The organism is Moritella sp. (genome assembly GCF_033791185.1).
Taxonomy (GTDB): Bacteria; Pseudomonadota; Gammaproteobacteria; order Enterobacterales; family Moritellaceae; genus Moritella.
In genome coordinates this window covers 1-14,574 of the sequence record NZ_JASJHF010000285.1, presented here as the reverse complement: position 1 = coordinate 14,574, position 14,574 = coordinate 1, and the positions used below count along the sequence as shown (strand labels likewise).

At 39.9% G+C, this 14,574-nt stretch carries 13 protein-coding genes and 1 pseudogene; 11 read left to right on the top strand and 3 right to left on the bottom strand.

The window, feature by feature from the left end; all coding sequences use genetic code 11:
- The 7 genes and pseudogenes from QNK26_RS16210 to moaE all read left to right on the top strand — a co-directional run.
- Window positions 1–154: pseudogene (locus QNK26_RS16210) on the top strand (NapC/NirT family cytochrome c); the annotation flags it as partial.
- Between the two features lie 21 nt (window positions 155–175).
- On the top strand, window positions 176–310 hold the full coding sequence (locus tag QNK26_RS16205) for a TIGR02808 family protein (RefSeq protein WP_319221872.1): 135 nt from the start codon (window positions 176–178) through the stop codon (window positions 308–310).
- Between the two features lie 149 nt (window positions 311–459).
- On the top strand, window positions 460–978 hold the full coding sequence (locus QNK26_RS16200; RefSeq protein ID WP_319224940.1) for an RNA methyltransferase: 519 nt from the start codon (window positions 460–462) through the stop codon (window positions 976–978).
- Window positions 979–1,032: 54 nt separating this feature from the next.
- On the top strand, window positions 1,033–1,539 hold the full coding sequence (gene moaB / locus QNK26_RS16195) for a molybdenum cofactor biosynthesis protein B (RefSeq protein ID WP_319224938.1): 507 nt from the start codon (window positions 1,033–1,035) through the stop codon (window positions 1,537–1,539).
- A gap of 15 nt (window positions 1,540–1,554) precedes the next feature.
- Window positions 1,555–2,031, top strand: coding sequence for a cyclic pyranopterin monophosphate synthase MoaC (gene moaC / locus QNK26_RS16190; protein ID WP_319224937.1), 477 nt, complete (start codon window positions 1,555–1,557; stop codon window positions 2,029–2,031).
- An 18-nt stretch (window positions 2,032–2,049) separates the two neighbouring features.
- Window positions 2,050–2,295, top strand: coding sequence for a molybdopterin synthase sulfur carrier subunit (gene moaD, locus QNK26_RS16185; RefSeq protein WP_319224936.1), 246 nt, complete (start codon window positions 2,050–2,052; stop codon window positions 2,293–2,295).
- Window positions 2,296–2,751, top strand: a complete 456-nt coding sequence (gene moaE / locus QNK26_RS16180; RefSeq protein ID WP_319224935.1) for a molybdopterin synthase catalytic subunit MoaE — start codon at window positions 2,296–2,298, stop codon at window positions 2,749–2,751. It abuts the gene before it with no gap.
- A 101-nt stretch (window positions 2,752–2,852) separates the two neighbouring features.
- Here the strand turns inward: moaE and QNK26_RS16175 are convergent, their stop codons facing one another.
- Window positions 2,853–4,832, bottom strand: a complete 1,980-nt coding sequence (locus tag QNK26_RS16175; RefSeq protein WP_319224933.1) for a flavohemoglobin expression-modulating QEGLA motif protein — start codon at window positions 4,830–4,832, stop codon at window positions 2,853–2,855.
- Window positions 4,816–5,844 (bottom strand): glutathione synthase, encoded by a 1,029-nt coding sequence (gshB, locus tag QNK26_RS16170; protein WP_319224931.1) that lies wholly within the window; start codon window positions 5,842–5,844, stop codon window positions 4,816–4,818. The genes QNK26_RS16175 and gshB overlap by 17 nt, the downstream gene beginning before the upstream one ends.
- 169 nt (window positions 5,845–6,013) lie before the next feature.
- On the opposite strand from gshB, the gene QNK26_RS16165 reads away from it, so the two are divergent.
- Window positions 6,014–6,877 (top strand): LysR family transcriptional regulator, encoded by an 864-nt coding sequence (locus tag QNK26_RS16165; RefSeq protein ID WP_319224930.1) that lies wholly within the window; start codon window positions 6,014–6,016, stop codon window positions 6,875–6,877.
- A 106-nt stretch (window positions 6,878–6,983) separates the two neighbouring features.
- On the opposite strand, the gene QNK26_RS16160 is transcribed toward QNK26_RS16165, so the two are convergent.
- On the bottom strand, window positions 6,984–8,324 hold the full coding sequence (locus QNK26_RS16160; RefSeq protein WP_319224929.1) for a DEAD/DEAH box helicase: 1,341 nt from the start codon (window positions 8,322–8,324) through the stop codon (window positions 6,984–6,986).
- 207 nt (window positions 8,325–8,531) lie between these two features.
- On the opposite strand from QNK26_RS16160, the gene QNK26_RS16155 reads away from it, so the two are divergent.
- The 3 genes from QNK26_RS16155 to QNK26_RS16145 form a co-directional block, all read left to right on the top strand.
- Window positions 8,532–9,170: a deoxynucleoside kinase gene (locus tag QNK26_RS16155; protein WP_319224928.1), complete on the top strand. Its 639-nt coding sequence runs from the start codon at window positions 8,532–8,534 to the stop codon at window positions 9,168–9,170.
- Between the two features lie 135 nt (window positions 9,171–9,305).
- Window positions 9,306–11,039: an autotransporter assembly complex family protein gene (locus QNK26_RS16150; RefSeq protein WP_319224926.1), complete on the top strand. Its 1,734-nt coding sequence runs from the start codon at window positions 9,306–9,308 to the stop codon at window positions 11,037–11,039.
- The coding region (locus QNK26_RS16145) for a translocation/assembly module TamB domain-containing protein (RefSeq protein WP_319224924.1) at window positions 11,039–14,574 on the top strand (3,536 nt) is incomplete at its 3' end. The genes QNK26_RS16150 and QNK26_RS16145, both read left to right, overlap by 1 nt.

Below are 14,574 nucleotides of genomic sequence, written 5' to 3'. Positions count from 1 at the left end.
GTCATAATTTTGAATACATGGACTTCTCAGAGCAGGGCCCACGTAGTAGAAAGCAACATTCTACAGTCTTGCAAGTGGCGAAAAGACATGTGTTGATTGCCATAAAGGTATTGCCCATCAACTACCGGATATGTCAGACGTACCTGGCTGGTAGATAGAAAAAGGAATAACGATTATGAGTACGTTAGAATACGTTATTTGGCATATTTTAGGTTACAGCGCAATGCCGGTTATTTTCCTCGCGGGTTTTGTTGGCGTGGCTGGATTTTCGGTATGGGCATTGTCGCTCACTGCAGATAAAAAGAAATAATACCAACGTAAACTAGATGAATAATGTTAAGGCCGTATTTGTATAATGCGGCCTTTTTTGTTCTCTGAGTTAGTGTCTTGAGGTGGGTGACATATCCCTGTATTATAACCGGCACAAGATCCCATTTTTTTGATAAAATAAAGCATTAAATGAAAAATAAAAATGTATCAATTGGTTTAACCAATCCTAAAAGTCCTACTAATGTCGGCGCGGTAATGCGCGCAGCTGGTTGTTATCAAGCAGATGCAGTTTATTATACTGGTGTAAGATATGATCGGGCTTCTGTTTTTCAAACAGATACTAAAAATGTAGCGGCTAAAACGCCATTAACTGGTGTTGATAATTGGCTCGATAGTATTCCAGAATCAACAAATATTGTTTGTGTCGAATTAGCGGAAGGGGCCATACCGTTACCAGCGTTTGAACATCCAGATAATGTTATTTATATCTTTGGTCCTGAAGACGGCACCATAGATCAAAAAGTAATTGATCGTGCTGCTGCAGTGGTTTATGTTCCGACAGTAGGTTGCATGAACCTTGCTGCTACAGTAAATGTGCTGCTCTATGATCGTCTGGCTAAGTCTGCGGATACCGTGGCTAATGATGCGCTGATTCGTGAAAGTCGCGATAATAACAACAAAGTTAAAGTAAATAGTAACGACCGATAAGCGTAATCTCTTATAATCACTCCGCTAACATGACCGAATCTAAAAGGAAAAATAATGAGCCATGCTGAATCAGGGTTTAAAGCCGCAAAACTGGCAGTATTGACCGTATCCGATACCCGTAATGACGAAACAGATACTTCAGGGCGCTTTCTTGCCGAAGCGCTTGTTACTGACGGTCATATTTTAATGGATAAAAAGATCGTTATTGATGATAAATATAAGATCCGTGCCATCGTATCTCAGTGGATTGCTGACGAAGATATTCAAGGTGTACTCATTACTGGTGGAACAGGTTTTACGGCTCGCGATATGACGCCTGAAGCAGTGCAGCCATTATTTGATAAAGCCATTGAAGGCTTTGGTGAATTGTTCCGCGCTGTGTCATACGACGAAATTGGTACATCAACAATTCAAAGTCGCGCTATTGGCGGCTTTGCAAATAAAACAGTCATTTTCTGTATGCCAGGTTCAACCGGTGCGTGCAAAACGGGTTGGAACAAAATTTTACGTGAACAGCTCAATAGTTCACATCGCCCATGCAACTTTATGCCACATATCTAAGTAATAGGAATTATAATGTCTCAAGAATTTACGCATGTAAATGCTTCTGGTGAAGCGAATATGGTTGATGTGACAGAAAAAACAATCACTCAACGTGAAGCAAGAGCGGAAGCTATTGTCCGCATGTCAGCGGAAACGCTGGCTTTAATTATGTCTGGCGATCATCATAAAGGCGATGTATTTGCAACGGCTCGTATTGCGGGTATCCAAGCAGCAAAGAAAACATCTGATATCATTCCACTTTGCCATCCGCTGATGTTAACTAAAGTAACGGTTGAATTAACGCCAGAGCCTGAACACAATCTTGTACGCATTGAAACATGTTGTAAGTTGTCGGGTAAAACCGGTGTTGAAATGGAAGCCTTAACAGCTGCATCAGTAGCTGCATTAACAATCTATGATATGTGTAAAGCTGTTCAAAAAGACATTATCATTGACGGTGTTAAGCTACTTGAAAAAACGGGTGGCAAGTCAGGCCATTTTAAAGTTTAGATTGCGCAGGGTATTGTAATGATTAAAGTATTATTTTTTGCACAAATTAGAGAATTGGTTGAATGTGCTGAGTTAGAAGTAACAGGTCCGTTTGAGTCGGCAAATGCATTACGTGCTGAATTAGCAGGTAAAGGTGGAAAGTGGGCTTTAGCACTCGATTCAGATAAGTTGTTAGTGGCTGTTAATCAAGAAATCTGTAGCTTAGACTCACCGGTAGAAGATGGTGTTGAAGTTGCCTTTTTCCCGCCAGTTACGGGAGGTTAAATGAATTCAGATACAATTCAAATCCAAACCCAAGATTTTGATTTAGCGACGGAGTATGCGGCGTTAGGTAAAAGTCACAGTACTGGCGCTGTTGTAACTTTCATTGGTAAAGTTCGCGATTTTAACCAAGGGGATAATGTATCAGGTTTAACACTTGAACATTATCCTGGCATGACTGAAAAATCACTGGCTAAAATCTTAGTTGAGGCTGAAACACGTTGGTCAATTCAAGGTGTTAAAGTGATTCATCGTATTGGCGAATTAGCCTTAGGCGACCAGATTGTTTTTGTTGGTGTGGCAAGTGTGCACCGTGGTGATGCTTTCCAAGCATGCGAATTCATTATGGATTACTTGAAAACTCAAGCGCCATTCTGGAAAAAAGAAGCCACTGAAGACGGCTCGCATTGGGTTGATGCCCGTGAGACTGATACGACAGCGGCTGATCGCTGGAAATAAAATTACCGCTAACAGGTAGATGTTATTACTAGCAGCGATGCATTCTCTATTGAGAAAGTATCACTGCTAATGCTAATGCTAACCAAACCTAACTTAACTTACTAGATAGAATCAAGAATGAATGTCATGATAGCATCTTCTTCGCTCTTCATATCCAGCGCCTTTGGCACATAATGAGGCGACTTTAATATGCCTCGAGCAATTAACTCATCCAGTAAACCTTTTGAATCAAAACCGGTTTTACCAATAAATAAGCTGCTGATGTCACCTTGTTTGTAAATCTGCAGTGCTTCTTTTAATCCGCGTAAATATAAGTAATCTTTGGTGAATCCGCCACCGCGATATGCCCTTAACGTAATGGTAAAGGCATCATCAATTGCGACGCTATAATCATTGATTAAATCGAGATAACATTGATTAAATGACTCACCTACCGCCATTTTAGACACCGCAATAACGCGTAATGCCAGTGTCTTTAAACGGTGTAGCGGTAAATTACCGGATAAATATTCACATAAAATAGCCAAACCTTCTTGGGCATGGGTATTCCCAGGTAAACCTAATTTAAAGATGTGTAGTGGTTGCACTTCTGCGTTGGCAGTCGTTAACAAATGTACCCCTAGTTCATGATGAATCAGCGCATTAAGATCGGTTTCATTAAATGAACACTCGCTATTTACCTTGATCGTACGGCCACTTACCATCGCTCTGGCGATCATATTCTTCGCTTCGACAACCTTACACTTCACCCCGTATTCAACCGCAGCCTGTTGAAATGCAACGACAGCACCTGCTGCATCAATACTGGTGTCAACTACAGGCAGGTACTCGCACGCATGCAAAATAAACTTGGCATTACTTATATCTTCTTTACTTGGTTCGCCATAATAACGCAGTGAGTTATACAAGAATTGCGCAGTGCCAATACTTGCTAACAAATCAATGCGCATCGCTAATTGCTCAATGACAGTACGGTACAATTTCTGAATGTCAGCATCTAAGATCGTTTCGACTGGCAATCGATATAAATTCTCCTTGAACTTGTAAGGATCGATATCTAACTGTCGATAAGTGAAATTAGGCTGATAGGAAAATGGATTATGTAAGAATCGCTTCTTTTCCTGCTTCAAATTTTTAGGCGTAATATAATTGAGCGTATTAATGCCACGGGCTAGGGCGTATAAGTCTTTATCTAGCTTCACGACTTCAGTGGGTAAGCTAGAAGATAATACATGCCGTAGCGGTTTTCGTTTACCTTTGCTGTAATGCGTGATTGTTGCTGCAGCATGTTCATTGATTGCTGTTTTCATGCCTTCTTTTAGTTTTTCGATAACCAATGGGAAGCTTTCACCACCCACTTCATTCATGTATACCTTTTTAACTTCAATCGGCATGATCAAGGTATTGCGAAAGTGCTCGGTAATAAAACTAGCTTGGTAACCGAGCCCTTTAAACACATCATTCTCAGCCACTGATACTGTGATATTAGGTAGCTCGATCTGTTTTAATTTACGCTGTAGATTATCTAATACTTTACGCCAATGACGGCTGTTTAATTGTTGCGTGCCTATGTTAAAGGTCGGCGTTTTAGTGTCGATACGCTGATAGTTATAAGCGTGAATATCATACAATAAGCATAAGCCGAATTTTGCTTCTAAAGTGCTAATCAAGCACTTTAAAATACGATAGTAACGGCTATGTTTGGCTTTACTTAACGCTATTTCGCTTGGCGGTAAAGCGTCTGACCAGACATCTTTACCCCAAGCTTGTTTGTATACACAATCAGCTAACGGTCTATTTAAGTCATATTCATACCGCGAGTCTTCAACTTGCAAGACAATCGGCTGTGAGGAAATAAAATCACCAGTAAAGGGATCTTCTTCATAATAACGCTCTTGTTCAGTCAACAATATATGCAGGCTTAATGCATCGCGTATTTGATGACCGTGATGAATCGCTGTTGCTATGTGTGGCTGATACTCACTGATCCGTAATGTTAAACTGCCATCGTCTAGCTGCGCTGTGAATGGGATCTGTTTACGAATATTATTGAGTATCGCCTTTTCAGTAAGCCGCTGCATCTGCAATCACCTTACGAAATTCATTTTTACGCGCAATACTAATATTTTTTGCGTTTACCACACTTTCAACGAAATCAATGATTTCTACTTGCAACTTGGTACGATTTAAACGGTTAATACGAGTGATACCACCCGGGCTTAATACATTTACTTCGACTAATTTACCGTTGATAACATCAAGGCCAACAAGGTACAGGCCATCTCTGACCAGCTTAGGTCCAATGTGTTTACACAAACGTAACTCTTGTTTTGTCAGTACGTGTTTTACTTCTTTGCCACCAGCATGAATGTTAGATCGTACATCACCATCTGCTGGTACGCGTTTCATTGCGCCTATAGGTTGGCCGTTTAGCATCATAATACGCACGTCGCCTTCTTCAGCGCCGTCAATATAGTCCTGCAAAATAACGTAGTTCTGATCGTCACCGATATAAAAATCAAGTAACGACTTAACGCTCGACCTAGCGTTTTTATCTAATAAGATCACGCCTTTGCCGCCATAACCATTTAGTGGTTTAAGGATCATGCAGTCTTTCGTATTTTCAGCTAATACAGATTCGAGATAATCACGTTGCTTTGATACATGGGTAACTGGAATAAACTCTTTATTCAAATCAGGTAATGATGCGGTATACAGCTTGTTATTCGCTACACGTAAACCATCAATGTCGTTCATGATGAAAGTATCATCACGTACTGAGTCTAAAAAATTCAATGCCATGGTATCGAGAGGCGGATTAGAACGCATAATGATGGCGTCAAAACCTGCTAAAGGTAACTGTGCTTCTCTAAACTCAGCTTTGCGGTAAAAACCGGGAATATTTGCTGATACAGACCCTTTTTTAAGCACTTTGCAAAAAGCGATCGACATGCTGTCACGCATGGTTAAATTATTCGGTGTTGTGATCGCAACTGTGTGACCGCGGCTCGCAACTTCATGGATCATGCGTAGTGTCGAATCATTTTCTGGCTCAACATTTTCCCAAGGGTACATAACAAAACAAATTTTCATAGCATTCTACCAAACTGTATAGGGGTTATTTTTCGGCGATGGTAGGGTGGGAATAGGTTTGTGTAAAACGAACAATTTCACTGCTGACGATAAAAATATTTTGTTATTGAATAACTAAACTATATTGTATTATGTCGTCATTTATTTTTATCTAACGAAGGCTAAACCCTTGGATACTGAACTACTTAAAACATTCTTAGAAGTCACTAAGACAAGACATTTTGGTCGTGCGGCTGATAATTTATTTTTAACGCAATCTGCGGTAAGTTTTAGGATCCGTCATTTAGAATCACAATTAGGTAATCCACTTTTTTCACGTCAGCGTGGTAATTTACAGCTGACAAGTGCCGGTGAACGTTTACTACCGTATGCAGAGTCAATTTTGCAAATGTGGGGGCGTGCACGGAACGATATTGCATTATCAAAAGAGCTATCGGTTCAGATCACATTAGGCGCCTCGGCAATATTCTGGGAGTTCGATGGTATTTCCGATTGGATCAATCGCATTTCTAGCGCAGATCCTGGCCTTGCTTTGCGGCTAGAATCAGTTCCTCGCCAGCACATGTCGAAACGATTACTTGATAAGAGTATTGATCTGTCAATTACCAGCGAGCCGCCAGTCAACGATGATTTTAATATTGTCAAAGTACGTGATTATCAGTTGCAACTCGTCACGCATAAACCGCATTGTGATATGAACAACATTAGTGAATTGCCTTTGGTGTATTTGGATTGGAGTACGCGTTTTTCTATTCAGCACAACAAAATCGTTGCACTACAACGCACAGCTGTGATCCATACTGATTCATGTCGTGTTGCATTAGATCATATTATAGGTAACGGTGGGGTAGGCTATTTACCCTCTCCGGTGATAGCGCAAAGTGTTGATGCGGGTTTATTGCACTTAGTGCAAGATGCACCTGTGATGGACCAAGCGCTCTATCTTGTTTGCCGTGCGGATCATGAAAAACAAAGTATGATCGATAGTCTGCTTGCGGTACCGTTTAATAAAATAATCGAAAGCATAGATTAATTTTTAATGTAAAAAAAAGACCTTATTAAACTAACCAATGTACGGTTATTTAATAAGGTCTGATTTTTAACACATAGCCGTTAACGAATAGTAGCTAAGCTGATTGTTATTTTTGCTTTGGCGCAGCAACATTACCTTTACGGTGTAGTTTAGCACTTGTCTTACGGTGCTTACCTTTGCTTGCTTTTTTCGATGGTGCAGTTGTTTTTGGTTTGTGCTCAACTTTTTCTTCACCAACCGCTTTATTACGACGAGGTTGACGGCGTTCGTGTGATGCACGGCCACTAATATCTGCAATGAGACGGTCACGGTTACTTACTTCATAACCTTTAACAACTTCACGTTCGATCTTATGGCCAATCATCATTTCGATATCAGCAAGGCCGTGTTCTTCTTCACGACATACAAATGATACTGCATTACCAGTTTCACCAGCACGACCAGTACGGCCAATACGGTGAACGTAATCTTCAGCTAAGAATGGTAAGTCAAAGTTAACAACGAATTTAAGACCTTGAACATCAAGACCACGAGCAGCAACGTCAGTCGCTACTAATGCGCGGATTTTACCTTCTTTAAATTCAGTTAAAGCGCGACGACGAGCGCCTTGGCCTTTATCACCATGACAAACATCAGCGCGAATACCGTCAAGTTTTAATTCTTTAACGATGTTGTTAGCAGCTTCTTTCGTGTTAACAAACACTAAAACTTGTTTCCAGTTTTTAGTACCGATTAATTCAGAAAGTAATTCTTGTTTACGACGTTGTTCAACAGGGTGGATAACATGTTTAATTGTTGTCGCTGTTGAGTTTTCTTTTGATGCAGAAACGATTACTGGTTGTGATAGTAATTCATTTGCTAAATGTTTCATCTGTTGCGATAACGTCGCAGAGAAAAGCATTGTTTGGTAATCAGCAGTCATGCATTCTAAGATCTTACGGATATCAGTGATGAAACCCATGTCTAACATACGATCTGCTTCATCTAGCACTAGGTGCTCAACGTTAGCAAGATTGGTATTGTTAAGTTGTAAGTGCTCTAGTAAACGGCCTGGAGTCGCTACTAATACATCAACACCTGCTTTAAGCTGTTTAGTTTGTGTTTCCATTTTAACGCCGCCATACACACTTATAACGTTAAGTGTCATGAATTGGCTGTACGCTTTAATGTTGTCTGTTACTTGCGCTGCAAGCTCACGTGTCGGCACTAAAATAAGCGCTCGTACGTGAGATGAATGGATTTCTTTCGGCGTATCAGCAATTTGTTGCAAGATAGGTAAAGCAAACGCAGCTGTTTTACCAGTACCTGTCTGTGCATTTGCTAGAATATCTTTACCACGACCAGCAGCCGGAATAGCTTGCTGTTGTACAGGCGTCATTTGGTCATAATTACAAGCATCTAGCGCGCGTAAAATTTCGGGAGTAAAACTATATGATGAAAATTTCATTGAATATCCTAGCAGTTAGGCAATATGCCTCATTAGGCGGCATATTATACAGGAATAAATAACTTAGGTGAATGTATGATTTACGTTAACAGATAATTATTTACCAATAAATAGAATAAATTGTTTAGATGTTAAACAGGGTTGCGCTTGGAACAACCTAGCAATATGCTATAATCCTGCGCTTATACTAGCATCATGGGTTTTATAATGAGTAATGAGCAAACGTTTAAACTAGTCGCAATTGAAGGTAATATTGGTGTTGGTAAATCAACATTACTGCCTTTACTGGCTAAAGAATTAACAGAAAATGACAACGCTAATTGGCAGTTAATTTTAGAAGATGTTGATTCAGACCCTGAATTTCAACGCTTACTACAAGCGTTTACGGTTGACGCTACACGCCGCATCGAATTTCAGCGCTACATTACCAATAAAAGATCGGATATCTGTAAAGACTTAGATCCTGCGTTCAATTACATTATTGAACGCTCATTGTTCTCAGATCTTGTTTTTTGCCAAGCCAATTTAGCGGAAGCATGCCGTCCTGATGGTAAAGATCTAGATTATTATTATGATATTCAAGCTAAATTAAAAGATTACCCGCGTGTATCGGCTGTTGTCTACTTAAGCTGTGACGCTGAAACGGCTTATACACGTATGCTTTCACGTGATCGAGATGCAGAACAAGGCACGCAACGTGATTATCTTCAGTTAATCTCTGACTGTCATGATACATTTTTACCGCATATTTGCCGTAAATATGACACAGTACTATTGACTGAGGATTGGACCGATTTTGGCTGTCCAACAACATTAGCTAAGCGTATTATTAGCGAAGGTATTTAGTTACTAAACAATGGTGTAGTAACTACTGCACCATTGTTTTTTTACTATAATTAGACTAACCTGCTATTTATGGTTTTATTTTACATGGAAAGTGCGATTCTCATTTTGAACTGTGCTAAGTAAGGTACTCAGTTAGTGAAATTATCAGGTCTATTCACGCTTATTCTGTTGTTATATTCTGCATTTTTTTCTGCTTTCACGTTTGCAGCTTCAAGTATCGATTTTAAATTAGAAGGTGTCTCTGGTGATATAGAGGATAACATCGATTCATATCTATCAACGATTTCAGTTCCTAAAGGCAATAACTACAGTTTTTTTGAATCTAAGGTTCGAAAAAATATTGTCGAAGCAATTCAAGTTTATGGCTTTTATCATCCAGAAATAACGATTAACCTTACGCTGGATGACGATGATCTGATCGTGTTCGTCGAGATTAAGCTTGGACCAAGAGTGAAACTTGCCAACGTTAATATTCAGGTTAACGGTGAAGCGGGCGATGACCCCATGTTCATAAACTTACTCAATACCATGCCGCTTACTTCCGGTGCCAATTTATCACACCAAAATTATGACAAATTTAAAGCGGATATAACCAAGCTTGCTCTTGCGCGTGGCTACTTTGATGGTAAATGGCAAAAAAGTGAAGTCCGAGTCAGTATTAAAAAGAACCTCGCAGATATTGATCTTATTTTTGATAGTAAACAGCGTTATGCATTTGGTGAGTCTGTGTTATCTAACCAAACGAAGTCTGCGGTAATTGTATCTGAGTTAGCCACCTTTAAACCAGGGCAAGAATTCGAGTCACATTTGGTCGCCGAATACAGTTTAGCCTTGTTTAACAGTCGTTATTTCCAGTCAGCGTCGGTTGTACCTGATATGAATGCTAGAAAAGATGGTCAGGTACCGATGATCATCACGGTGATTAACCATCCAAATAATACCTATGAGGTTGGTGTTGGTTACTTGAGTGATGTTGGTTTTAGGGGCTCACTAGGTTGGAAAAAACCTTGGATTAATAGCCGTGGTGATAGTGTTTCTGCGCATTTGGAATACTCTACAGTGCAACAAGAATTTACTTTTGATTATGATATTCCAATTGAAGATCCGATCACTAATATTGCGAAGGTCCAATTTGGTTTTCAGCGTAAGGATAATAAAGATACCAAAAGTAAATTATATACGTTCCAATTACAGCGCCAGTTTGAGCTTGAATCGAAGTGGTTACGCACTTGGTTTGTCAAAGTAGAACAAGAAGACTTTACTCAGGGTAGCCAAGTCGGTAGTAGTCTGATGATATTACCTGGTGTCAGTTTTGCGAGAACGAAACAACGCGGCGGCGTTGACCCTTATTGGGGAAATCAGCAATTGTTTAGTTTTGAAGTGGCAAGCCCTATTTGGGGCGCTGACACTGAGATGATTAAAGTACAAAGTAGAACTAAATATTTACGCTCTATTAATAGAACACATTTCTTTACCTCGCGTGTGGATCTTGGTGCTATTTATGTCGATGAAATAGAAAGTGTACCTGCCTCAATGCGTTTCTTTGCTGGTGGTAGCCAGAGTATTCGTGGTTATGAATATGAGACTGTCACCCCTGTTGATGATAAAGAAGCCTACATTGGTGGTCGTTATTTAACCGTTGGTTCGCTTGAATACGGCTATCAGTTTGCCGAGAAGTGGCGTATTGGTTTTTTTGCCGACGCGGGTACTTCAACTAATGATTTCTCAGAACCAATGAGCCTAGGTATCGGTACCGGAATTCGCTGGATGACACCTATCGGGCCTATTAAACTTGATTTTGCAGTGCCTATGAATACAGTTACTGATACCAAGTACACTTTTCATTTATATATTGGACCGGAATTGTAATGCGTGTTCTGCAATTAGCTCTTTTTTTACTGGTTTTAATTATTGCTAGTCTGATGGCTTTGCTTGGTAGTCATACCGGCAACCAATACATTATTACAAAGTTGAATCAATCCACATTGCCCCTTCATTTGGAACTGGACAGAGGGTCTATACTTGGCCAAGCTCGTTGGCGAGAAATAGACTGGCAAGGCGAGTTACTCCAGCTTACCATTACAGATTTAGATTACGATATCGATTTATCCTGTCTATTGGGTGGTGAGGTTTGCGTTAATTCGATTAATGCGGACTCCGTGCGTTATACGATGGCGCTTGAAAAAGAATCTAACGTACTGCTCGGCATTGACTTAGATGACGCTTTAACCCGTATCGCGGAACTTGATGGGCAGATAACAAACAACGATTGGCAATTATATATTCCGCTGTTAATTAGTGTAGTAAACATCGATATTCACAATATTGATGTTGATATCGACAATACTAAGGTTCGCGCTGACCGTTTGCAAGGCTCAGTAAATTTAGCTGGCAGGGATATCTCCGTTACTCAGCTGAAAACTACCAATGTGTTTGTTCAAGTATTAACGGAGCCAGCTAATAATAATGCAACCGTTACTGATAAATCGAAAATTGCAGATGAAAACAAAAAACAATTAGATGTGGTCTCTGCACTCCTCAACGAATTTTCACTATACCAAGTCGCGATTCCTTTACGTGTTGATGTTTTAGATGCACAGCTGATTCAATCTAAACTGCAAGTTAATGATGTATTTTTAGATTTTAATTTAATCGACTTAATTGGTTTTATTGATGCAGGTGAAGTTCAGATAGATAAACTTATCGTAGATATGCCACAGGCTGATACGGATATTAAAGGTAGCATCGTATTACAACGAGATTACCCTTTATATGTCAGTGCCAATACAACATTGAAACAACCGGAATTACTGAAGCAACTCGTTGTGGATGTCAAAGCGGTCGGTAGTCTTGATAACGTTCAGCTTAACATCAACACGACTGGCACGATTAACACTAACGTTGTTGTTGCGTTAGCACCATTACAACCGACGTTACCGTTTACAGTTGATGCTAATTGGCAGCATTTGAACTGGCCGTTAATCACGCCGGCATACATAGAAGCAACGGATGGGAAGTTATCAATAAAAGGTGATATCAACGCTTATGATATGACTGTTTCAGGATTGTTAGACATAGATAATGCGCCAGCTTTAGATATCAATGCTACCGCTAAAGGCAACTTACAAGGGTTATCTTTTTCACAAATTAAAGCCAAAACCTTGGGAGGCGTTGCTTCTGCTTCAGGACGAGTAAACTGGACAGATGGCATTACGGTTAACACTAAAATCAGCACTAAAGGTGTGCATTTAGATAAGTATTGGCCGCAGGTGAAGTTACAACCAAGTGGCAGCGCGAAAGTTGATTTTAAACTTGATCCTGAATCAAGTACTGATTGGCTTGTTGATGTAAATGATATCAATGTTGACGCCAAGGTTGAGGGTTATCCATTAACATTGCAAGGGCAACTAACGCTGAATCAAGACCTCCATTGGCATCTAAACGGCTTTTCACTTTCTCATGGTGAGGATTCAATAAGACTCGATGGTATTATCAATGAGCAATTTAAGTTAGGGGGAGAGGTCGATATTAAATCGATAACACCTTATCTTGCTGACGGTAAAGGCAGTGGATTTGGTTATTTTACCGTCATAGGTAATAAAACTCAGCCTTGGTTAAATGTCGATTTGTTTGCCGATAACGTATTAGTTGCAGCTAACACATTAAAGCGTGCGGATTTGAGTGGGCGAGTAAGCTTAACGGCACGCCCTGAAGGTGTTATTTCTTTGTCAGCTGAAGAGCTGGTTATTGCTGAACAAGTGATTGATAAAATTACGTTAGATTATACTGCAAATGCAATTAGCAATACAATTAGCTTAAAAGTTGAAAATGATATCACTAATGCGTTGGTTGAGTTGGGTGGTGCTTGGCAAGGTGATACTTGGCTAGGCAAGGTCAATCAGGGACGTATCAACTCTGAATATGGTAACTGGATAATAGATCCAAATGTGCAGCTTTCTTATTCAAATAAAGATGATTACCTTTCTGTTGAACAACATTGCTGGAATGAAAAGCAAGCGACGCTCTGCTTGGGTTTTGATGGTAAACTTGAGCAGGCCGATAAATTTGAATTTCAATTACATGACTTTGACATTAATAAGTTAGGCTTAGAAACTGCGGATAATCTTGACGTTGAAGGTTTACTTAACATTACGACTAAAGTGTCATGGGGTAAAGAGCAATCATTACAGTTGAATTCTGAAGTAAGTATCGTTGATGGTTCGGCGCTTATTTATAATGAAGAAGAAAGTAATGCTGCCAATTTCGAAACACTAACAATGAAAGTCGGCTTAGATGATTCTAGCTTATCAGTAAAAACCAACATTAAATCTCGTGAGTTAGGGGGGGTTACTGGTGACATCCGTATCGACGATATATTCGCTAAAAGAGAGTTAAGTGGTGAGGTTAATATCATTGATGTTGATCTCGCATTTATTGAGCCTTTGATTTATCAGATTGACGTACTTAATGGTGTTGTTTCTGGTGCCGGCATTGTCGATGGTACACTAGATAATCCTGAGATTATTGGTCAGTTTAATGTTAACAATGGCTATTTGGCGGGAGATGAATTACCTGTCACGCTAGAAAGTTTTCAATTTAATATTGAGGCGAGTGGACAAAACGCAAGTATTACCGGTACTGCTAACTCAGGAAACGGTGTTGCCAAGGTCGTAGGTAGCCTTACTTGGGGCGATTCGCTCAGCTATCACATGTTACTCCACGGTGATAATTTTGCGTTTGATGACAATAAGGGCGTGAAATTACATTTCAGTCCTAAAATTAAAATCGAAGGAAACGACGCTGGTGCTAAAATTACGGGTGATATTGTCATACCGTATGCATTAATCAAAGTCGATAAATTACCGCAAAGTGCTATCCAAGTTTCAAGTGATGTCATTATTATTGATGCCGATAACGTTATTGATTACCAATCTTATCCACTTGATATTGAAGTTAATATAAAGCTGTTAGACGACGTAAAAATCAATTCTTTTGGTCTTCAATCTAATATAACTGGCGCTGTAAGTATCGTGCTTGATAAAGATGGCAACTTGTTTTCTGACGGTATGTTGAGGTTTGAAAATGGCCGTTATCGTTCGTTTGGACAAGATCTTTATATTCGTCAGGGTCAAGTTGTGTTCTCTGGCTCGGTAGATAACCCTCTGATTAATGTGGAGGCTATTCGGAATACAGAGCTGACAGAAGATAATGTTATTGTTGGGGTGCGCCTTATTGGCCCTGCTAAACAACCGACATTTACGATATTTTCCGAGCCTGGAATGGAACAAACCCGTATGATATCTTATCTTTTACGTGGACGAGATTTGGGCTCTGAAGATGAGACCAGTCAAGATGACGTGATTAAGACATTGCTTATTAGCTCAAGTCTTGGCCAAGGCGAGGG